The organism is Halorubrum ruber, from assembly GCF_018228765.1.
In the GTDB taxonomy this organism is placed as follows: domain Archaea; phylum Halobacteriota; class Halobacteria; order Halobacteriales; family Haloferacaceae; genus Halorubrum; species Halorubrum ruber.
On sequence record NZ_CP073695.1, the window covers coordinates 1,306,706 to 1,325,773 of the forward strand.

The 19,068-nt window shown below is 66.4% G+C and carries 18 protein-coding genes, 1 tRNA gene and 1 pseudogene; 12 read left to right on the forward strand and 8 right to left on the reverse strand.

Going from position 1 to position 19,068, the window contains the following annotated elements:
* Positions 1-76 precede the first annotated feature (76 nt).
* Positions 77-937 carry a mechanosensitive ion channel family protein gene (locus tag J7656_RS06510; RefSeq protein ID WP_017344484.1) on the forward strand — a complete coding sequence of 287 codons (861 nt, stop codon included), beginning with the start codon at positions 77-79 and terminating at the stop codon, positions 935-937.
* A gap of 18 nt (positions 938-955) precedes the next feature.
* On the opposite strand, the pseudogene J7656_RS15165 reads toward J7656_RS06510, so the two are convergent.
* Positions 956-2,406: pseudogene (locus tag J7656_RS15165) on the reverse strand (MATE family efflux transporter).
* 113 nt (positions 2,407-2,519) lie between these two features.
* Between J7656_RS15165 and thiE the strand changes: the two are divergent.
* Entirely contained in the window at positions 2,520-3,152 is a 633-nt protein-coding gene (gene thiE / locus J7656_RS06520) for a thiamine phosphate synthase (RefSeq protein WP_017344486.1), read from the forward strand.
* A gap of 34 nt (positions 3,153-3,186) precedes the next feature.
* Here thiE and J7656_RS06525 read toward each other — a convergent pair whose 3' ends face one another.
* Positions 3,187-4,038 (reverse strand): SDR family oxidoreductase, encoded by an 852-nt coding sequence (locus J7656_RS06525; RefSeq protein ID WP_211554428.1) that lies wholly within the window; start codon positions 4,036-4,038, stop codon positions 3,187-3,189.
* Positions 4,039-4,641: 603 nt separating this feature from the next.
* Entirely contained in the window at positions 4,642-5,430 is a 789-nt protein-coding gene (locus J7656_RS06530; RefSeq protein WP_017344488.1) for an SDR family oxidoreductase, read from the reverse strand.
* Between the two features lie 157 nt (positions 5,431-5,587).
* Here J7656_RS06530 and J7656_RS06535 point away from each other — a divergent pair, with 157 nt between their 5' ends.
* From J7656_RS06535 to J7656_RS06570, 8 genes are all read left to right on the forward strand, one after another.
* The gene (locus J7656_RS06535) at positions 5,588-7,090 is read left to right on the forward strand and encodes a phytoene desaturase family protein (protein WP_211554430.1); all 1,503 of its coding nucleotides are present in this window, start codon (positions 5,588-5,590) and stop codon (positions 7,088-7,090) included.
* The gene (locus tag J7656_RS06540; protein ID WP_211554432.1) at positions 7,087-8,034 is read left to right on the forward strand and encodes a prenyltransferase; all 948 of its coding nucleotides are present in this window, start codon (positions 7,087-7,089) and stop codon (positions 8,032-8,034) included. Before J7656_RS06535 ends, J7656_RS06540 begins: the two co-directional genes overlap by 4 nt.
* Entirely contained in the window at positions 8,031-8,972 is a 942-nt protein-coding gene (gene cruF, locus J7656_RS06545) for a bisanhydrobacterioruberin hydratase (RefSeq protein WP_211554433.1), read from the forward strand. Before J7656_RS06540 ends, cruF begins: the two co-directional genes overlap by 4 nt.
* Positions 8,973-9,074: 102 nt before the next feature.
* Positions 9,075-9,632: a diadenylate cyclase gene (locus J7656_RS06550; RefSeq protein WP_017344492.1), complete on the forward strand. Its 558-nt coding sequence runs from the start codon at positions 9,075-9,077 to the stop codon at positions 9,630-9,632.
* A 102-nt stretch (positions 9,633-9,734) separates the two neighbouring features.
* Entirely contained in the window at positions 9,735-10,160 is a 426-nt protein-coding gene (locus tag J7656_RS06555) for a universal stress protein (protein ID WP_211554434.1), read from the forward strand.
* A gap of 57 nt (positions 10,161-10,217) precedes the next feature.
* The gene (locus J7656_RS06560; protein ID WP_211554435.1) at positions 10,218-10,985 is read left to right on the forward strand and encodes an MBL fold metallo-hydrolase; all 768 of its coding nucleotides are present in this window, start codon (positions 10,218-10,220) and stop codon (positions 10,983-10,985) included.
* 127 nt (positions 10,986-11,112) lie between these two features.
* On the forward strand, positions 11,113-12,117 hold the full coding sequence (gene moaA, locus J7656_RS06565) for a GTP 3',8-cyclase MoaA (protein WP_211554437.1): 1,005 nt from the start codon (positions 11,113-11,115) through the stop codon (positions 12,115-12,117).
* A gap of 276 nt (positions 12,118-12,393) precedes the next feature.
* Positions 12,394-13,251, forward strand: a complete 858-nt coding sequence (locus J7656_RS06570; RefSeq protein ID WP_211554439.1) for a hypothetical protein — start codon at positions 12,394-12,396, stop codon at positions 13,249-13,251.
* A gap of 209 nt (positions 13,252-13,460) precedes the next feature.
* Here J7656_RS06570 and J7656_RS06575 read toward each other — a convergent pair whose 3' ends face one another.
* Both J7656_RS06575 and J7656_RS06580 read right to left on the reverse strand, forming a co-directional pair.
* On the reverse strand, positions 13,461-14,570 hold the full coding sequence (locus tag J7656_RS06575) for a DUF4238 domain-containing protein (RefSeq protein ID WP_211554441.1): 1,110 nt from the start codon (positions 14,568-14,570) through the stop codon (positions 13,461-13,463).
* A gap of 215 nt (positions 14,571-14,785) precedes the next feature.
* A tRNA-Arg gene (locus J7656_RS06580) sits at positions 14,786-14,860 on the reverse strand.
* 100 nt (positions 14,861-14,960) lie between these two features.
* On the opposite strand from J7656_RS06580, the gene J7656_RS06585 reads away from it, so the two are divergent.
* The gene (locus J7656_RS06585) at positions 14,961-15,614 is read left to right on the forward strand and encodes an AAA family ATPase (protein WP_017344497.1); all 654 of its coding nucleotides are present in this window, start codon (positions 14,961-14,963) and stop codon (positions 15,612-15,614) included.
* On the forward strand, positions 15,611-16,063 hold the full coding sequence (locus J7656_RS06590) for an RNA-binding domain-containing protein (RefSeq protein ID WP_211554443.1): 453 nt from the start codon (positions 15,611-15,613) through the stop codon (positions 16,061-16,063). The genes J7656_RS06585 and J7656_RS06590 overlap by 4 nt, the downstream gene beginning before the upstream one ends.
* 35 nt (positions 16,064-16,098) lie before the next feature.
* Here the strand turns inward: J7656_RS06590 and J7656_RS06595 are convergent, their stop codons facing one another.
* The 3 genes from J7656_RS06595 to J7656_RS06605 all read right to left on the reverse strand — a co-directional run bounded on the left by J7656_RS06595 (position 16,099) and on the right by J7656_RS06605 (position 19,008).
* Positions 16,099-16,701 (reverse strand): DUF7978 family protein, encoded by a 603-nt coding sequence (locus J7656_RS06595; protein WP_211554445.1) that lies wholly within the window; start codon positions 16,699-16,701, stop codon positions 16,099-16,101.
* Between the two features lie 109 nt (positions 16,702-16,810).
* Positions 16,811-17,404 carry a GNAT family N-acetyltransferase gene (locus J7656_RS06600; protein WP_017344500.1) on the reverse strand — a complete coding sequence of 198 codons (594 nt, stop codon included), beginning with the start codon at positions 17,402-17,404 and terminating at the stop codon, positions 16,811-16,813.
* Between the two features lie 671 nt (positions 17,405-18,075).
* Entirely contained in the window at positions 18,076-19,008 is a 933-nt protein-coding gene (locus J7656_RS06605) for an alpha/beta hydrolase (RefSeq protein ID WP_211554447.1), read from the reverse strand.
* Positions 19,009-19,068 lie beyond the last annotated feature (60 nt).

Genomic DNA, 19,068 nt, shown 5'->3' on the forward strand with positions numbered 1-19,068 from the left:
TAGCCGCCCGTCACACCGGACGTAAACAACCGCGCTGCCAGTAGCTTCTTTATATAGTCGCGTCAATGAGTGGACGATGTACCCATTACAGCTCGACGCGATCACGAACGCGGTCGACGTGGCGGCGATCGCGACGACGGCGCTCCGGTTCGTCGCCGGCTTCCTCGCCGTGTTGCTCCTCGGAAAGCTCGCCTTGGTTCCGGGTTTCAGACGGGTCGCCAGATCGCGCGGGTTCGACGAGGCGGTGGTGAGCCTCGGGACGAACGTCCTCAACGCCGTCGTCTGGGTGGCCGCGATCGCGATCGGCTTCGCCGTGGCCGGCTACGGGAGCTTCCTCTCGGCGTTCGCGGTGTTCGGCGGCGCCATCGCGCTCGCGGTCGGCTTCGCCGCGCAGGACCTCCTCGGGAACTTCGTCGCCGGCGTGTTCATCCTCAAGGACAAGCCGTTCGAGGTCGGCGACTGGATCGAGTGGAACGGCAACGCCGGCCGCGTCGAGGAGATCGACCTCCGCGTCTCGCGGGTCCGGACGTTCGACAACGAGCTGGTGACGGTGCCGAACGGGGACCTCGCGAACAACGCGGTCACCAACCCCGTCGCCTACGACACGCTCCGACAGAAGTTCGTCTTCGGGATCGGCTACGACGACGACATCGAGACGGCGACCGACATCATCGTCGAGAGGGCCGAGGCCCACGAGGAGATCCTCGACGACCCGGGCGTCTCGGTCCGGCTCGTCGAGCTCGGCGACTCCGCCGTCGGGCTCCAGTCGCGCTGGTGGATCGCGGACCCCGACCGCGGCGACTTCGTCCGCGTGCGCTCCGAGTACGTCACCGCGGTGAAGGAGGCGTTCGACGCCGCCGGCATCGACATGCCGTACGTCCACCGGCAGCTCACCGGCAGCGTCGAAGTGATCGAAGAGGTCGCCGCCGACGAGTAACGCGCTCGCCGCTCCCCTTCACCCGACCTCTTCTTCCGCGTCGCCCGCGTCGGGCCGATACTGCCGGCTGACCGCCTGCCACCGGTTCGAGCGGAACCGGTAGCCGTTGAGTCCGGCCGGCACGAGTTTCTCCGCCACCAGCGCCGCGTAGAGGCCGCCGACGCCGAGCGGCGTGACGAGGCCGACGAGCGCGACCGGGAGCGCGAACGCGTACAGCCCGATCATCGACGCCACGAAGGGCCACCGCGTGTCGCCCGCGCCGCGCAGCGACCCCGTGACCGAGCCGTCGATCCCGAGCGGCACCGCCGAGATCGCGGCCGCGACGACGAACGCCGCGGTGGCGCTCACCGCGGCCGGGTCGTCGACGAAGACGCCCGCGATCGGCGTGGCGGCGGCGATCACCGCGGCCGACGCGAGGACGTAGACGACCGCCGACAAGGCGATCACGTCGCGGCCGTACGCGGTCGCGAGCGACTCCTCGCCCGCGCCGAGCCGCTGGCCGACGAGCGTGCTCGCGGCGATAGAGAAGCCCCAGCTGAAGCTGCCGAGCAGGGCCCGCACCCGGCGGCCGACCTCGAGGGCGGCGACCGTCGCGGAGCCGAACGACGACGCGGCCCACAGGAGCGGGAACACCACGACCCCCTCGGCCACTCGCCGCGCGATCAGCGGCGCGGAGACCCGGAGCAGCTGTCGGGTCAGCCCGGCGTCGAACCACGGCCCGGAGACCTCGACCGGGACGGGCGAGGCGCCGCGGCCGAAGTACGACCGGCCGGACATCCCCACGCGAGGACGAGCCCGACCGCGGCGATGGAGACGGCGGTGCCGAGGCCGGCGCCGAACACGCCCAGCCCGGCGCCGAGGACGAGCCAGACCGTGAGAACGACGTTCAACAGCGCGCCGCCGGCGCGCGCGACCATCGGGGTGCGGGTGTCCCCGACGCCGGCGTACGTCCGGCTGGCGATCATGTTGAAGAATTCGAAGGCGAGCGCGGGCGCCGTGACGGCGAGGTAGGTGGTCCCCGCGGACAGCGCCGCGCCGTCGCCGCCGACGAGGGCGACCAGCCGCTCCGCGCCGAGGACATAGCCGGCGACGATCGGCACGACGAGCAGCGCGGCCACGATCAGCGACTGCTTGACGACGAGCCCCGCCCGCCCGCGCTCGTCGCCGCCGTAGTTCTGCGAGACCAGCGAGACGGTGCCGCCGGCGAGCCCGATGGAGACGAACTTCGCGAGCTGCCAGAACGCGAAGGCGTAGCCGAGCCCAGCGACCGCGGAGACGCCGAGCGCGTACCCGATCACCGCGAGGTCGACGGTGTTCTTCGACATGATCGCGAACCCCGTCACGATCCGCGGCCACGCGAGCCCCATCGTCTCGTCGAGCCGCGACCGGTCGATGACGCCGGCCCGGTCGAGCGCGCCCGCGACCGCCTCGCCGACGCGCGCGGCGCCGTTCCGGAGCCGGGATAGCATTGGACCGCGGTACGGACCGGGCGGGCTTGTGTCTGTCCGTCCCACCCGCGTCCCCGAGCTCGCCCGTCCGCGGAGCGCAACCGTTTTCACCTGACTATCCGCTTGTACCACGCATGAATATCAGCGGGTGGCAGACGTATCTCGTCACGGCGACGAGCCGCTCCGCGGGGCGCACGACTCCCGAGGTGGTCGCGGCCGCGCTCGACGGCGGCGTCGACGTCGTCCAGCTCCGCGACAAGGCGACGAGCGCGCGGGAGCGCTACGAAACCGGGCTCCGCGTCCGCGAGCTGACCACCGAGGCCGGGGTGCCGCTGATCGTCAACGATCGGATCGACCTCGCGAGCGCGGTCGACGCCGACGGCGTCCACCTCGGCCAGTCGGACCTCCCGGTCGCGGTCGCCCGCGAACAGCTGGGCGAGGACGCCGTCGTCGGCGTCTCGGCCTCGACGGTCGAGCAGGCCGAGTCGGCCGAGGCCGCCGGCGCGGACTACCTCGGCGTCGGCGCCGTCTACGGCACCGACTCGAAGGACGTCTCCGGCGACCGCGACGGGATCGGCGTCGAGCGGATCGCCGCGGTCGCCGACGCGGTTGACCTCCCGGTGATCGGTATCGGCGGGATCGACGCGAGCAACGCGGCGCCGGTGGTCGAAGCGGGCGCGACCGGCGTGGCCGCGCTGTCGGCGATCACGGCCGCCGAGGACCCGGAGGTGGCGACCGCAGCGTTGCGGAAGGCGGTGACGGAGTGAGGCGAACGCGGCCGGGCCGACGCCTCCGACCCGGTCACCAGTCGCGCTCGTACTCGGGGTCGAACAGCCGGGCAGACATGGGCGCCGGGTCGCCCTCGGTGAGGTTGTACTCCGAGAAGTCGGTGACGCCCGCCTCGCGGAGCAGGGCCTCGTCGTAGAAGCTGTTCCCCGTACACTCCGCCGGGTCGCGCGCGAGGATCTCGAGGACCGCGTCGGAGACGATTTCCGGGCTTCGCCAGTCGTCCTCGGTGCCGAGCCCGAAGTAGCGCGTCGCGCGGGTGTCGATGGTCGTCACCGGCCAGAACGTGTTACAGCCGACGTCGTCGCCCGCCAGTTCCTCGGCGAGCGAGAGCGTGACGAACGACATCCCGAGTTTCGACCACGCGTACGGCGCCTTGCCCGGCGAGCGGTCGGTCGTGACCGGCGGCGCGTTCGTCAGCAGCCACGCGCCGTCGAGCCCCGCGAGGTGGTCGGCGAACGCGTGCGCGACGAGGTGGGTCCCGCGGACGTTCACGTCGGTGAGGAGGTCGAACCGGTCCGCCGGGAGGTCGGCGACGTTCGCCAGCTGGATCGCGCTCGCGTTGTTGATGACGATGTCCACCTCGCCGAAGTGATCGATCGACTCCTCGACGACGGCCTCGACGCGGTCCTCGTCGCGGAGATTCAGTTCGAGCGCGAGCGCCTCCGGCCCGCGCTCGCGCACCTCGCGGGCCGTCTGTTCGATCGACCCCGCCAGCTCGGAGTCGTCGTCGTCCGTCGTCTTTCCCGTCGAGACGATATTACACCCGTGGTCGGCGAGCGCGAGCGCGATCTGCTTGCCGATGCCGCGAGTCGTTCCGGTGATGAACGCCGTCGAGCCCGAGAGGTCGGGGTCCGCGAGTGGCATACCCCACCTTCGACCGACCGCGGGATAATTCTCGGTGGTTGAGCGCGGAATCGACGAGACGGTATTTAAATATCGACGAGCGGCTGCGACGATCGCATATAAATGGACGATGCGGTGGCGCGTGCCGACGAGCGCCCGGAGGGCGCGAGTCGCACGCGCGAGGGAGTCGGCCGACCGAAGGGAGGCCGACGAGGCTGGGGAGGTGTGAGGCTGCGGTGCGGGGCGGGACTCAAAGGGGCAGTCGCGAGGCGGGCGCAGGCGACGCAAGCACCACAGGAACGAGCGCAGCGAGTGACGAGGAGCGCAGCGAGCGTGCGCCCGCCTCGCGGCTGGGGCTTTGGAGGTGTTCGTCGTCGATCCGCCAGCAACTATTTATAAATGAGCGGCTGGGGCTTTGGAGGTGTTCGTCGTCGATCCGTCAGCAACTATTTATAAACGAGCGGCTGGGGCTTTGGAGGTGTTCGCCGCCGATCTGCGGACAGATGTTTATAAATGAGCGGCTGGGGCTTTGGAGGTGTCTCCCGTCGCTCCGTCAGCAATCAGTTATAAACAAACGGCTGAGGCCTTCGCGACCGTCGTCGCCGACCCGAACTCAATCCACTCTTATCGCGTCGCGGACTTCCACTCCCGCAGGCCCAACCGCTCGCCGTTCAGGTCCTCGGCGGGCGCCTCGGTGGCGGCCCAGACGAAAAGCGGCGCGACGCTCTCGGGGTCGCGGGCGCGTTCCTTCCCAGTGAGGTCCGTCGCGACGAGACCGGGGTCGACGACGCCGACCGTCGCGTCGAGGTCCGCGGCGAAGCCGCGCGCGACCGCCTCGGCGGCCGCCTTCGACACCGCGTACGCGCCCATCCCGGGCTTCGACTCGGCCGCGACCGCGCCCGACGGGACGATGACCCGCGCGTCGTCGGCGAGGTGGGGGACAGCCTCGGTGATCGTCGCGAACACGCCGCGCGCGTTCGTCCGCATCGTGTCGTCGTAGTCGGCGTACGAGAGCTCGTCCGCCGGACTCTCGCCCGGCGCGCCGTGGAACACGCCGGCGTTCGCGAAGACGACGTCGACCGGGCCGGCCTCGCGGGCGACGCGCTCGAAGAAGCGTTCGAGGTCGAACTCGTCGCGCACGTCGACGCGGTCGCCCCAGGCGGTGCCGCGCTCGGCGCCCGCGTCGCCCGCCGGGTCGCCGTCGCCCCCGTCTCCGTCCTCGCCGTCGCCGCCCGAGTCCTCGCCCTCGCCGCCCGAGTCCTCGCCCTCGCCGTTCAGCGCCGCGACGGTGCGATCGACGGCCGCGCCGTCGCGTCCGGAGACGGCGACGAACGCCCCCTCGTCGACGAACGCCTCGGCGACGGCTCTCCCGATCCCGCTCGTTGCGCCGGTGATCGCGACCGTCAGGTCCATGTGAAACCGGGTACGCGCGTCGGCGACTTAGAGGTATCCACTCGCGCCGGGACCGGCGGAGCGGGTCTCCCGCCTCGCCCGGCGTCCCGGACACGTTCGGGACGTTTCCGCGGCGCGTCTGACCGGATTTATACCGTCGCCGCTCCTACGATCGCGTATGGACGTGGTCCCGGACATCGACGGCGTCGCCGGCGAGTCCGTCGTCGTGATCGGCGGCGGATTCGGCGGCCTCTCGACGGCCTGTTACCTCGCGGACGCCGGCGCGGACGTCACCCTATTAGAGAAGAACGAGCAGCTCGGCGGCCGCGCCAGCCGGCTCGAAGTCGACGGCTTCAGCTTCGACATGGGGCCGTCGTGGTACCTGATGCCGGACGTCTTCGAGCGGTTCTTCGGCCACTTCGGCCGCGAGCCGTCGGAGTTCTACGATCTTGAGCGGCTCGACCCGCACTACCGCGTGTTCTGGAAGGACGGCGATCAGGTCGACGTGCTGCCGGACCGCGAGAAGAACAAGGAGATATTCGAGTCGTACGAGCCCGGGGCCGGCGAGGCGTTCGACGCGTACTTGGAGGAGTCGAAGCGCACCTACGAGATCGGGATGGAACACTTCGTGTACGAGGACCGCCCGCGGCTGCGCGACTACGTGGACAAAGACGTGCTCCGCTACTCGTGGGGGCTCTCGCTTTTAGGCAAGATGCAGGGGCACGTCGAGGACTACTTCGACCACCCGAAGCTCCAGCAGCTGATGCAGTACACGCTCGTGTTCCTCGGCGGCTCGCCCACGAACACGCCGGCGCTGTACAACCTGATGAGCCACGTCGACTACAACATGGGCGTCTACTACCCCGACGGCGGGATCGGCGCCGTCGTCGACGGGATCGTCGAGCTCGCCGAGGAGCTCGGCGTGGAGTTCGTCACCGACGCGGAGGTGACGGGCATCGAGGGGCGGTACGGCGCCTTCGCGGTCGACACCGAGAACGGCGAGCGCTACCTCGCGGACCGCGTCGTCTCCGACGCCGACTACGCGCACACCGAACAGGAGCTGCTGCCCGAGCACAAGCGCCAGTACACGGAGGAGTACTGGGAGTCGCGGACGTACGCCCCCTCCGCGTTCCTGCTGTACTTGGGCGTCGAGGGCGACGTGCCGAACCTCGAACACCACACGCTCGTCCTCCCGACGGACTGGGACGGGCACTTCGCGCAGATCTTCGACGACCCAGAGTGGCCCGACGACCCCGCGTACTACCTCTGCGTACCCTCGAAGACCGACGACAGCGTGGCGCCCGAGGGGCACAGCAACCTCTTCGCGCTCGTTCCGATCGCGCCCGGCCTTGCGGACACCCCGGAGATCCGCAACCGCTACCGCGACCTCGTCATCGACGACATCGCCGAGAACACCGGCACCGACCTCCGCGGCCGGATCGTCGTCGAGGAGACGTTCTCGGTCGACGACTTCGCGGACCGGTACAACAGCTACGCGGGCAGCGCGCTCGGGTTGGCGCACACGCTCACCCAGACCTCGCTGCTTCGCCCGCCGCACGTCTCTGACGCGGTCGACGGGCTCTACTTCACGGGCTCGACGACGACGCCCGGCATCGGCGTCCCGATGTGTCTCATCAGCGGGGGGCTGACTGCGGAAGCGATGGCCGACGACGACGTGTGAGTCCAGCCGTGAGCGACCAGAACCGATCCGCGACCGACGGCGACGAGCGCTCCCGACCCACCGAGGACGAGCAGCCCCGCTCCGCCGGGAGCGGGAGCGAGGGGCTCCGGTACCTGCTGGTGTTGTCGCGGCCGCGCTTCTGGCTCTACCTCGCCGGCCCGGTCGCCGTCGGCGTCACCTACGGAATCGACGCCGTGAGCGGACTGTTCACGCCCGTCACCGTCGCGCTCGCGCTCTACTTCCTCGTCCCCGCGAACGTGTTCCTCTACGGCGTCAACGACGTGTTCGACGCCGACATCGACGAGCTGAACCCCAAGAAGGAGGGCCGCGAGGCGCGCTGGCGGGGGAGCCGTCCCGTCGTCGCCGCGGTCGTCGCGTCGGGCCTCCTCGGGCTCGCGACGCTCGCGATCACGCCGCGGGTCGCGTGGCCGTACCTGCTCGGCTTCCTCGTCCTCGCGGTCGGCTACAGCGCGCCGCCCGCCCGGTTCAAGACGACGCCGTTCCTCGACTCGCTGTCGAACGGGCTGTACGCGCTCCCCGGCGCGGCGGCGTACGCGACCGTCGCGGGGACGCACCCGCCGCTCGCGGCGCTCGCCGGCGCGTGGCTCTGGACGATGGGGATGCACACGTTCTCCGCGATCCCGGACATCGAGCCGGACCGCGCGGCGGGGATCGACACGACCGCGACCGTCCTCGGCGAGGGGCGTACCTACGCCTACTGCTTCGCGGCGTGGACCGCCGCGGCCGCCGGGTTCTGGCTCGTCGACTTCCGGCTCGGACTCCTGCTCGGCGTCTACCCGATCTTCGTCGCGTGGGTCGCGCGCTCGTCGGTCTCGGTCGACCGCGCGTACTGGTGGTTCCCGGCGTTAAACACCGTCGTCGGCACGCTGCTGTCGATGGGCGGCCTCTGGCGGGTGTACCCGCTCTGGGAGGCGCTGCCGTGACCGACGGCGACGGCGGGGGGTCGGCCGAGGGCGGCTCGGCAGGGGACGGGGCGACCGGAAGCGCCTCCACCGCGACGACCGCCTCCGGGCTCGACGCGCTCCGCGAGCGCGCGCCCGACACGCGCCGCGAAGCGGAGGCGCTGCTCGACCGACTCGTCCGCGAGAACCGCTTCACCATCGCGGTCGTCTTCCCGCTCGTGGGGGCGATCGCGCTCGTCGGCAGCGCCGAGGGGTGGATTCCCGAGCCGTTCGCGTTCCACCCGTGGTTCGTGCTGTTCGGCGTTATCGTGATGCGCTCGCCGCTCGTCGTCGGCGTGCTGCCGACGATAGACCGCCGAGCGCTCGGTTGGATCGGCGTGTTGACCGCGTACACGTACCTCATCGAGGGGGTCGGGGTCGCGACCGGGTGGCCGTACGGGGAGTTCGCGTACACCGTCGACCTCGGGCCGATGCTCGGGGGCGTGCCTGTCGCGCTGCCGGTCTTCTTCATCCCGCTCGTGATGAACGCCTACCTGCTCTGCCTGCTGCTGCTCGGCCCGCGCGCCGACAGCGTGTGGGTGCGGCTGGCGACGGTGATCCCGGTCGTCGTCGCGATGGACGTCGTCTTGGACCCCGGCGCCGTCTCGCTCGGCTTCTGGGACTTCGGCGGCGGCGCGTTCTACGGGGTGCCGCTCTCGAACTACGCCGGCTGGGTGCTGTCCGCGATCGTCGCGGTGGTCACGCTCGATCGCGCCTTCGCGGCGGCGGGGATCCGCGAGCGGCTCCGGGACTGCGAGTTCATGCTCGACGACATGGTGAGCTTCGTGATCCTCTGGGGCGGGATCAACGTCTGGTTCGGGAACCTCCTGCCCGCGGCGGTCGCGGCCGCGTTCGGCGTCGGGCTCGTCCGCGCCGACCGGTTCGACACGCGGCTGTTCACCGAGTGGCGGCGGTCGTAGGCTCCCGCCCGACTCGGCTGCGCTTATATACCGGGATCGCGTTTGCTCGCTCGTGACCGACGGCGGCAATCGCAGCGGACGACCCCCGGAGGACAGACAGCGATGAGCGACCTCGCCATCGACTACGGCGACCACGAGCGGGTGCGCGAGGTCGTCGACCGACTGACCTACTGCGCCGAGCACGTCGGCGTCTCCTTCGGTGGGTGGGAGGAACCGCACGTCAAGGGGCCGGGGCTGTACTTCGCGGTCGTCGCTGACCGCGACTACGGCGCGTACGCTGACCCGATGGGCGACAAGCGCTGGCCCCGAGCTGACTGCGCGTCGGTCTTCGACGAGGACGCCTTCATTGACGCCGCCGAGTCGGTGAGCGTCGAGCAGGACGGCGGGATCGTCGTCGCGGTCGACGGCGAGATCGAAGAGCAGATGGTCAGGTTCCGCGACCTCGGCACCCGCGACGAGGAGGCCGACCTCGTGGACGACGTGAGCTACGAGCCGTGGATGGGGTCGCGACACATGAGCGCGATCGAGACCTCCGTCCGCCCCGAGGTCGTCGCGACGGTGACGCTGAGCGAGGAGACCGGCCGCGTCAGCGTCTTCCGCGACGGCGAGGCGAACAGCATGCGCCGCGAGGAGATCGGCGGCCGCTGGCGCGGCGAGTAGCGCTCCCCGCCTCCGGCACCGACTCCGCGCGCGGCGGGAAGCGCTCCCGCCTCCCGACACCGAGGCCCCACCGTTAAGCCTCGGCCGCGCGAACGCCGAGACATGTACGACGAGATCCTGGTGCCGACCGACGGGAGCGAGGCCGTCGACCGCGCGCTCGACCACGCGATCCGGCTCGCGACGGACCACGACGCGACGCTCCACGCGCTGTACGTCGTCGACCAGCGGGTGACGACCGCCAACTCGGGCGACCTCCACGACGAGGTCGTCGAGGACCTCGAATCGCAGGGCGATGCCGCGGTCGACGCGGTCGCCGACGCGGCGAGCGAGGCCGGCCTCGACGTCGAGACCCACGTCGCGCACGGGACGCCGGACACGGAGATCGTCGAGTACGCCGAGGAGTTCGGCATCGACGTGATCGTGATGAGCCCGGAGGGGAAGTCGCCGCGCGAGCGGATTCGGTCGCTCGGCAGCGTCTCCGACCGCGTCGCCGACGACTCGTCGGTGCCGGTGTTCCTCATCAAGTGACGCCCGTCCGCGACTGAAGCCGCGGGGTTCAGGTGGATCCGGACGCGACCCGTCCGCATGGAACTCACCGTGCTCGGGTCCGGCAGCGCGATGCCGGTCCCCGACCGCGCGCAGGCCGGCTACCTCCTCGACGACGGCGACCGGTCGCTGCTCGTCGACTGCGGCAGCGGCGTCCTCCAGCGGCTCGCCGGGACGGACACCAGCTACGAGGGCGTCTCGACGGTCCTCCTCACGCACCACCACCTCGACCACGTCGCGGACCTTCTTCCCCTCATCAAGGCCCGCTGGCTCGCCGGCGAGGAACACCTCGAAGTGGTCGGCCCCGCGGGCACGAAGTCGCTCGTCGACGGCCTGCTCGACGTTCACGACTACCTCGACGGGCGGATCGACCTCGCCGTCCGCGAGGTGTCGGCGTCGCGCCCGTTCGCCGCTGGCGGGTTCGACGTGACTGCGCGCGAGACGCGGCACTCGATGGACGGGTTCGCCTACCGGTTCTCGCCGCCGAGCTCGGACGCCGAGGCCAGCGGCGGGCCGCTCGCGCTCTCGGGCGACACGGAGGCGTTCGCGGGGATGGGGCGGTTCGCGGACGGCGCGGAGCTCCTGGTTCACGACTGCTCGTTCCCGGACGACGTCGACGTGTCGAACCACCCGACCCCGACGAGCCTCGGCGAGTCGCTCGCGGGCGCGGAGATCGGGACCCTCCTCCTCTCGCACCTCTACCCGCACACCGGTGGTCGCGAGCGCGAGATGGAAGAGAGCGTCCGCGACGCGGGCTTCGACGGCGAGGTGCGGGTCGCGACCGACGGGCTCCGCGTGTCGCTGTGAGGGGGGCGGTGAGTCCGGAATCGTAACCGTCGGTCGGCGGCGTCGCGGCCGCAATGTAACCGCTGAGTGTTACGCACCCACACGTTCGACCCGGATATTTAAGCGCGCGTAGTCGCTTCTCTCCGCCATGGCCGGCCCACTCGCGGACGACTTCGGACGGGAGGTGACGGGGGTACGGATCTCGCTCACCGACCGGTGTAACTTCGACTGCGTCTACTGTCACAACGAGGGGTTAGGCGACACGCGCGGGCCGATGGAGCCGAGCGACGAGGAGATGAGCGCGGACGACGTGGTCCGCTTCTTAGAGGTCGTCGAGGGGTACGGCGTCGACGCCGTGAAGTTCACGGGCGGCGAGCCGATGCTCCGCCAGGACCTCGAGGAGATCATCGAGCGCACGCCCGACTCGATGGAGGTGTCGATGACGACGAACGGCACCTTCCTCCCCGGGCGCGCGGAAGACCTGAAGGCCGCCGGGCTCGACCGCGTCAACGTCTCGCAGGACGCGCTCGACCCGGACGACTTCGCGGAGGTGACGAAGTCGGGCGCCTACGAGAAGGTCCTCGAAGGCGTCAGGGCCGCCGTCGACGCCGGGCTCGACCCCGTGAAGCTCAACATGGTCGTGTTCACGCACACCGCGGGCTACGTCGAGGAGATGGTCGAGTACGTCGCCGACAACGACGGGCTCCAGCTCCAGCTCATCCAGTACATGCCGGAGCTGACGGGCAAGCCCGAGTGGAACGTCGACATCGGGCGCGTCCACGACTGGCTCGCGGAGAAGGCCGACCGCGTCGAACACCGCGAGATGCACGACCGGAAGCGGTACTTCGTCGGCGAGGACAGCGACGACGAGACGGGCGGCATGGTCGAGATCGTCGACCCCGTCGAGAACGAGGAGTTCTGCGCCAACTGCGGCCGCGTCCGCGTCACCCACGAGGGGTACCTGAAGGGGTGTCTCAACCGCAACGACGACCTCCGCTCGATGGGCGAGATGACCCGCGAGGAGATCGCGGACACCTTCGAGGAAGTGGTGGCGAACCGCGTCCCCTACTACGGCGAGTACCTGATCGAGGGTGAGGACGGGGAGTACGAACTGAACGAGAAGTATCTCGGGGCGCCGAGCGCGGCGGACTGAGAATATTTCAGTTATTGTTGATAACTCACTCCAGCGACTCTCTTTGGAACTGTTCGTAATCATCAGGCGGCTTCGGTCTTTCAGTCGACATCTCCAGGTGTAGTTGAAATTAGGATTATGAAATCTCCAAGAGAATTTTGGTAAAAAATACACATCCAATTTTTTGTTATTGTGTTAGCTTGGTTCTTATAGTTAGAATAGTGATGTCAAGATTATGCTTCAAGAAATACTCATATAATGTGGGTTTTGATATGGTAGATGTGAAATCAATATATGATGAGTGACCTACTATCCGAAATCATCGCCAAACTTCGCCCAGAAGATGGACTTGATTGGCATGGCTTCATTGTTGGCGCGGTCGTTGCGATGGTAATCGCGGTCTTATTTCAGCCGTACCTTGCTACGGCCGCAACAAATCTGAAAGTCAGCGTAGGTGCCCCGGGATATCAAGAGCCAAATGTTGATGTTTCAGTTAATGAGATGCCAGTAATTTACCCGGAGAATGTGAGTGTGGACGACTTTGATGGGTTAAAATGGAAAGAAGACTACTCCCTGTATCGGGTTCAAATAGAAAATACAGCGGATAAGCCGGTTGAAGATGTTGAGTTATCATTGCGGTTACCGGGGTGTTCAATATATACTAATCTTGAGGGACCTGGAATAACCGAGGGGATGGATTCAGATAATTATATTCAACCAAGAATTACCTTTGATTTGGAGCCCCCAGATGGCTACGAAAACAGGCTAAGTACATTGGGATGTACCAAGCAAATTGAGATCTCGAATTTACCGTCAAACGAAGTCCGGACTGTAGAATATGTTGTCACGAGAGAGTTCTCTAGATGTGACTTTATTAGTGGTTATAAGCCGACACCGGAATACAATCTTACCTACCAGTGGACTGCCGATTCTGAGGAATACGGAGTAGAACTGTCGGATCGGGTTTCGGGTCTCGATGATGATTATGAATCTGCTAGAAGCCCAGGAGGGGTAGGAATACAAACCACATTGTACCCTTCCAATGGTGAAGTTAGCTACGCATATCTAGTGAATGTGTCCGCACCATCACTCGAAGAAGGGATGAAAAAGTGTGTATACACTCCAACAAGCAGTAACATCACAGCTTCAAGATAGACGGACTCAGTAAATTCGTCTCCGACAAATCAGTGGGATGACCTTCCACTAATGTCCGTGTGTCACGAGTTTTGCCTGCGCGAGATTACCCCGAAGTTCGTTATTCCGGATGGCGTTTGTTATCCGCAAGAATAGTTCCACTGAGATTATGCGGAAACTGTATTTGCGGAAATAGGACGCGCTAGTTGGTGTAGTACTATCTTCCCAAATTAGCCGTCCTCAAATTTCTCGCGGGCATCTTCGAGTATTTCATCAATAAAATTCCTATGCCGCTGAATTACAGCTGGACGCCGTTCGATAGCAAAGTCAGTCTCCAGACGCTGTTTAACAAAGGGTAGTGTTGGTGAGTAATCGGTGAGTGGGCGTCCAGATTCAATCATTTCGTTTTGTGTTTCAAAATCGTGTTCATCAGGAGCGAGCCGTTCAAATGTTGTTGAATTTTCATTTATATATTCAGCTAGCCTTCGTTGCGCATCCCGGAACCTCTCTTCTTGGCCCGAATTTCGATAATAGATACTCTCGAATGCGTTGATCATCTGTACGTCGTTTAGCCCCTCGACAGGGGTTTCGGAGGTGATAGTAACTTTCCGCTCTTCTTGATTTGTGTACTCAACAAAGTACGCAGCAGGATCGTAGAGCATGACCTGAACTTCATCAGAAAATGGGACAAAAATCTGTAATCCTCTGTTCTGTGTACCAATTAGATACTTATCGATCTCGTACTTAAATCTAGGATTATCATGGACAACAGGATGGTCAGAAATCACAAATTCAAGATCTGTCTTATTCTCTAGGATCGCAACCTCAAGATCAATGATCAGTTCAATTCCTGTTAGTGCCTGTAGCATTGGATAAGAAAGAGGAGACTCATGAGTGATTTTGTAGTCATCAAGGATGTCCAAAGCGTTCTTTCCGCTCGGTAACTCTGGATCAACCTCTCCTGACTCCACCTTCAATTGAATATATTCTTTGGCAAGGTTGTCTATCAGTTGTTCAGTCTCTTTCTTCGTTTGTTTAGTCCTAGTTCGCTGAAGGAGGACAAAAACACAAAAGAATCGCACCTCAGAGTCAGATAGTGTATTAAAACTTCGCTCATCCCGTATTTTGTTGATAACATTTGCATGAAGATCTTCTAGACCATCCATGCTCTGTTCCACCTCTGGTCCACCGTAGAAATAGTCCTCAGAACACAAATTCGAAATAGAGGTGGGAGGGTATTCCTGTTTGTTATCTATATTATATACGGGAACACGTTCATTGTCCGTCCATCCGCGGAGAAGATACTTCGGGACATAGTGTTGGTTCTTGTACTCTGCCATCGAATATAATTGGGCCTACTGTCCAAATTAATGTTACTGAGTGGAGGAGAGTCGTAATGGTCCTATCACGAGGGTGGGCTGATGAATATTGAGTGTACAAAATTTGCGGGGATTCTCTATGGTTCCATGTCCGTACAGTCACGGTGGGGCTCCCGCGAGCGACTGAAGGAAGCGAGTGGAGTAAACCGCGCCCGGGAGTGACCGCAGGAAATGAACGGGCACAGTGGGATTCGAACCCACGACCGTCGGATTAGAAGTCCGACGCTCTATCCGGGCTGAGCTATGTGCCCTCACTCGCTTCTAATCCTCCGAGTCTAAAAAACGCCCGCGGTTCGCGCCGCCCGCGGGCCAACAGCAGACCTAAGTCCGCGAGCGGAGTATCCGCCGGTAATGAACGTTATCGGAACCGTCGGCCTCCCCGGCAGCGGGAAGGGGGAGGCGGCGAACGTGGCCGAGGCGGCCGGCATCCCCGTCGTCGTCATGGGCGACGTGATCCGCGCCGAGTGCCGCCGCCGCGGGCTCGACCCGGCCGAACACCACGGGCGGATGGCCGGCACGCTCCGCGAGGAAGAGGGCGACGACGCCATCGCCGCCCGGACGCTCCCGCGGATTCGGGAGGCCGCGGCCGAGAGCGACCGCGACGAGACCGTCCTCGTCGACGGCCTCCGCTCGACCGTCGAGCTGGAACGCTTCCGCGAGGCGTTCGGCGACGACTTCACGCTCGTCGCGATCCGCGCGCCGTTCGAGCTGCGCGCCGAGCGGTTAGGCGAGCGCGGCCGCGACGACTCCGACTCCGACCTGTCGGCGCTCCGCGAGCGCGACGAGCGCGAGATCGACCTCGGCCTCGGCGAGACCCTCGAACGGGCCGACGTCGAGATCGACAACACCGACAGCCTCGCTGCGTTCCGCGAGCGCGTCCGCGAGGAGCTGGGCGTCGACGACGCGGAGTCGGACCGCTCCGACGGCAAGGCCGGCGAGAAGCCCGACGACGCCGAGGCGACCGACGACCCTGAGGCGCCCGAGGCCGGAGGTGACGGCGCGTGATCTACAGCGTCGACGTCCGGATCGAGACGCCGGTCAACGACACGGAGGTGACCGACCGGGTCACCGACGCGGTCGAGAACGTCTTCCCCGACGCCGAGCCGGTCCACGAGGACGGGCGGCTCGTCTCCGAGACGCACAGCCTCGACGCCTTCTCCGACGTGCTCCACGAACAGGAGATCCTCGACACCGCGCGGCGCGTCTTCCGGCAGAACAGGACGGAGGAGGAGTTCACCTTCTCGCTGAAGAAGCAGGCGGCGTTCGAGGGCGTCGTCAACTTCGCGGTCGGCGAGTCGGACGAGCTCGGCGAGATCGACGTCGAGGTTCGCGTCCGCGAGCCGGACGTCGAGTCGTTCATCGACTACGTCGCGCCCGAGACCGACGAGGGGCAGCCCGTCGACCCCGTCCGCGAGTATGGCGACCGGTTCGACCCCGAGGACGAGGCGTACTGAGGGCGGGAGGCGGTCAGCCGAGAAAGTTCTCCGACTCAGTTACTCAACGCCGACGAGCCCGCGCCGCCGATCGCGCCGAAGACGGCCGGGTAGACGGCGCCGGCGAGCAGGACGGCGGTGACGATGTCCGGAGCCACGCTCCCGTCGCCGACCGCGTACCGGAACAGGAACGCCCCGACGACAGCGAGCGGGAGGTAGCCGGCCGCGACGAGCGCTCCCGAGCGGGCGCCGTCGAGTGGCGCGTCCGCGCCGGCGACCCGACCCGCGACGAGGCCTGCGACGAGCAGGAGGACCGGCGGGACGAGTAGTAGGAATCCCGCGCCCTCGGCCTCCATGAGGAGGTTCCGCGACGACGTGCCGCCGAACAGCGCGGGGAACACGGTCTCGACGAAGTGGGCGTTGTAGAACATCCAGCCGGACACCTGCCACGTCGAGATGGGGTCGCTCCCGAACAGCTCGGCGAGGAAGTTGAGCCCCGACAGCCCCTCCTCGATCCGGCCGCTCTGCGTGAGGTAGACGGACAGGTAGCCGACGAGGTACGCGGCGGCGCCGGCGACCGCGCCGGCGACCGCCTCTCTGGCGATGCTCGGATCCGAACCGGTCGTCGCGGTCGTTCCACCGGGTGGTGACGAGGACATGCGCTCGGTGTCGTTTCGGACGCCGTAAGTGTTTGTTGGGTCGGGATCGTCACCGTAATTCAACAGAATCGTCGGTTGAAACACCCGCTCTCGCCGGAATTTTCGCCGGTCAGGCGGTCGCCTCGCGCCATTCCGCCTGCGTGATCGTGTACCGGACCTCGTCGTGGACGGTGCCGTCCGGGAAGGTCATGTGGTTTCGGAGCAGCCCCTCGCGGCGGCCCCCGAGCCGGTCGACGTACCGCTCGATCGCGCGCCGCGAGTTCTCGTTGTCGGGGTGGTGGCTCACGGCGACGACCTCCAGGTCGAGGTCGTCAAACGCGACCTCGACGAGCGCGGCGGCGCGCTCGCCGGAGTAGCCTCGGCCCCAGAACCGCTTGCGGAGCCACGTGCCGAGGAGCGCGGTGCGCTTCTCCCAGTCGACGTGGAAGCCGCCGAAGCCGGCGAGCTCGCCGGCGCCGTCCTCGCCCTCGCGCGGTCGGATGACGTAGCTCGCGGCCTCTCCCTCCTCGAAGCGCTCTCGGCCGCGTTTGAGGAACTCCAGCGTCTCCTTTTTTGTCTCGTGGGGGTCCCACGCGAGATGCTCGGTCACCTCGTCGATGTCGGGATCCGACGAGCAGATACGGTAACACTCGTCGAGGTCGACGGTCTCCGGACTTCTCGCCTCCAACCGCAGTCGGTCCGTTTCGATCGTTTCGGGGAACACGCCGGTCGGGTCGTCGCCGACCGAATAAACTCCACCGGCGGCCTGCGACCCTTTATCACGGCTTTGTTGAGATACCATTCTTCAGATACATTCTCGCCTGAAACAGCCGATCGATGAGAGCTGCTTCTTGATCGATAGCGGGAGTGAGTGTAGTACGTCGTGAGTGAGGCCATTTATACGGGAAACCGGGGAGTTGCTGTCGGCTATTTATAAACGGTCGACCGCGTTGCGCTGACGACCTCCAAAGCCCCAGCCGCGACGGCTCGCGCGCCTTGCTGTGCTCCTCGCTCAGTCGCTCGCGCTCCCTCGCTGCGGTGCTTGCTGCGGCGTGCTTCGCCCTCGCGGCTGCCCCTTTGAGTCCCGCCCCGCACCGCTCCGCACAGCACCTCACGCCTCCCCAACCTCGTCAGTCGCCTCCGCTTCGCTCCGGCGACTGACTCCCTCGCGGGCTGGCTCGCGGCCTCCGCTTCGCTCCGGCCGCTCGCAGGCGCGCCATCGCCGACTATTTATAAGCGGCCGTCGCCGCCGCTGGCGACTATTTAAATACCAAATCGCTGCTACCGATCTGCGATACCCACTCCCGAAATCGCTCGCCGCTACCCCTGTATTGAACAAATCAAGTCAGAATATTCTGAGGATTTCGACAGGGCGTTATCACGGGCCGATCGTCGTCATTCGTGGAGCGCGTCGGCGAGGTCGGCGGCGACGTCCGCGATCGCCTCTCGCGCCCGATCGACGTCCTGCATCGTCATGAACCCGTGAACCATCGACGGGTAGTTCTCGTAGCGGGTCGCGACGCCGTCCGCGACGAGCTTCTCCGCGTACGCCTTCCCGCCGTCTCGGAGCGGGTCGAAGCCTGCGGTGACGACCGTCGCGGGCGCGACGCCGGAGAGGTCCCCGGCGTTGATCGGATCGGCGTACGGGTTCCGGCGGTGGATCTCGCTCCGGTAGTAGGCCTCGGAAAACCACTCGATGTCTTCCCGCGAGAGGACGACCCCGGCGTGTTCGCGCACCGACTCCTGCTCGGGGTCGATTCCGATCCCGGGATACAGCAGCGCCTGATGTGCGATCTCGGGGCCGTCCCGCTCGGCGGCCATCAGCGCCGTCACGGCGGCGAGGTTGCCCCCCGCAGAGTCGCCTGCGACCGCGACGTCGCCGGTGCCGCGGAGCCGCTCCGTCGAGTCCGCCGCCCACTCGACCGCGGCGTAGGCGTCCTCGACGGCGGCCGGGAACGGGTGTTCGGGCGCGAGGCGGTACTCGACGGAGAGGACGGCACAGCCGCTCTCCCGCGTCAGGTGGCGACAGAGCCAGTCGTGGGTCTCGACGCTGCCGAGAACGAACCCGCCGCCGTGGAAGAAGACGACGGTCGGGTGCGGTGGGTCGCTGTCCGGGAGGTACAGCCGCGCCTCGCTGTCTCCTTCCGGGCCCGGAACCCTCACCGACTCCGTCGCGCCGACGCTCGGCGGATTGCGGTTCTGGAGCCGCGTCAGGGGCCCGGTCAGGCGCCGGAGCAGTTTTAGCTTGTAGCCGCCGTGCGGGAGGGGAATCCGCGACTGGCGGGCCGCGGCGCGCTTCGCTTGGGGGTCGATCTGGTCGGCGCTCACGCCGCGAGAGTCGTCGGGCCGTCGACAAGACGGTTGCGGCGGAGTCGCCCGGGCGCGGGC

What these genes read in the sequence shown, in the direction of transcription:
- J7656_RS06530 (WP_017344488.1), bottom strand. Translation starts at nt 5,430, where the DNA reads ATGGACCTGACGGTCGCGATCACCGGCGCAACGAGCGGGATCGGGAGA.
- moaA (WP_211554437.1), top strand. Translation starts at nt 11,113, where the DNA reads ATGGCCGGCCCACTCGCGGACGACTTCGGACGGGAGGTGACGGGGGTA.
- J7656_RS06570 (WP_211554439.1), top strand. Translation starts at nt 12,394, where the DNA reads ATGAGTGACCTACTATCCGAAATCATCGCCAAACTTCGCCCAGAAGAT.
- J7656_RS06575 (WP_211554441.1), bottom strand. Translation starts at nt 14,570, where the DNA reads ATGGCAGAGTACAAGAACCAACACTATGTCCCGAAGTATCTTCTCCGC.
- J7656_RS06535 (WP_211554430.1), top strand. Translation starts at nt 5,588, where the DNA reads ATGGACGTGGTCCCGGACATCGACGGCGTCGCCGGCGAGTCCGTCGTC.
- J7656_RS06550 (WP_017344492.1), top strand. Translation starts at nt 9,075, where the DNA reads ATGAGCGACCTCGCCATCGACTACGGCGACCACGAGCGGGTGCGCGAG.
- J7656_RS06595 (WP_211554445.1), bottom strand. Translation starts at nt 16,701, where the DNA reads ATGTCCTCGTCACCACCCGGTGGAACGACCGCGACGACCGGTTCGGAT.
- J7656_RS06585 (WP_017344497.1), top strand. Translation starts at nt 14,961, where the DNA reads ATGAACGTTATCGGAACCGTCGGCCTCCCCGGCAGCGGGAAGGGGGAG.
- thiE (WP_017344486.1), top strand. Translation starts at nt 2,520, where the DNA reads ATGAATATCAGCGGGTGGCAGACGTATCTCGTCACGGCGACGAGCCGC.
- J7656_RS06510 (WP_017344484.1), top strand. Translation starts at nt 77, where the DNA reads ATGTACCCATTACAGCTCGACGCGATCACGAACGCGGTCGACGTGGCG.
- J7656_RS06560 (WP_211554435.1), top strand. Translation starts at nt 10,218, where the DNA reads ATGGAACTCACCGTGCTCGGGTCCGGCAGCGCGATGCCGGTCCCCGAC.
- J7656_RS06555 (WP_211554434.1), top strand. Translation starts at nt 9,735, where the DNA reads ATGTACGACGAGATCCTGGTGCCGACCGACGGGAGCGAGGCCGTCGAC.
- J7656_RS06525 (WP_211554428.1), bottom strand. Translation starts at nt 4,038, where the DNA reads ATGCCACTCGCGGACCCCGACCTCTCGGGCTCGACGGCGTTCATCACC.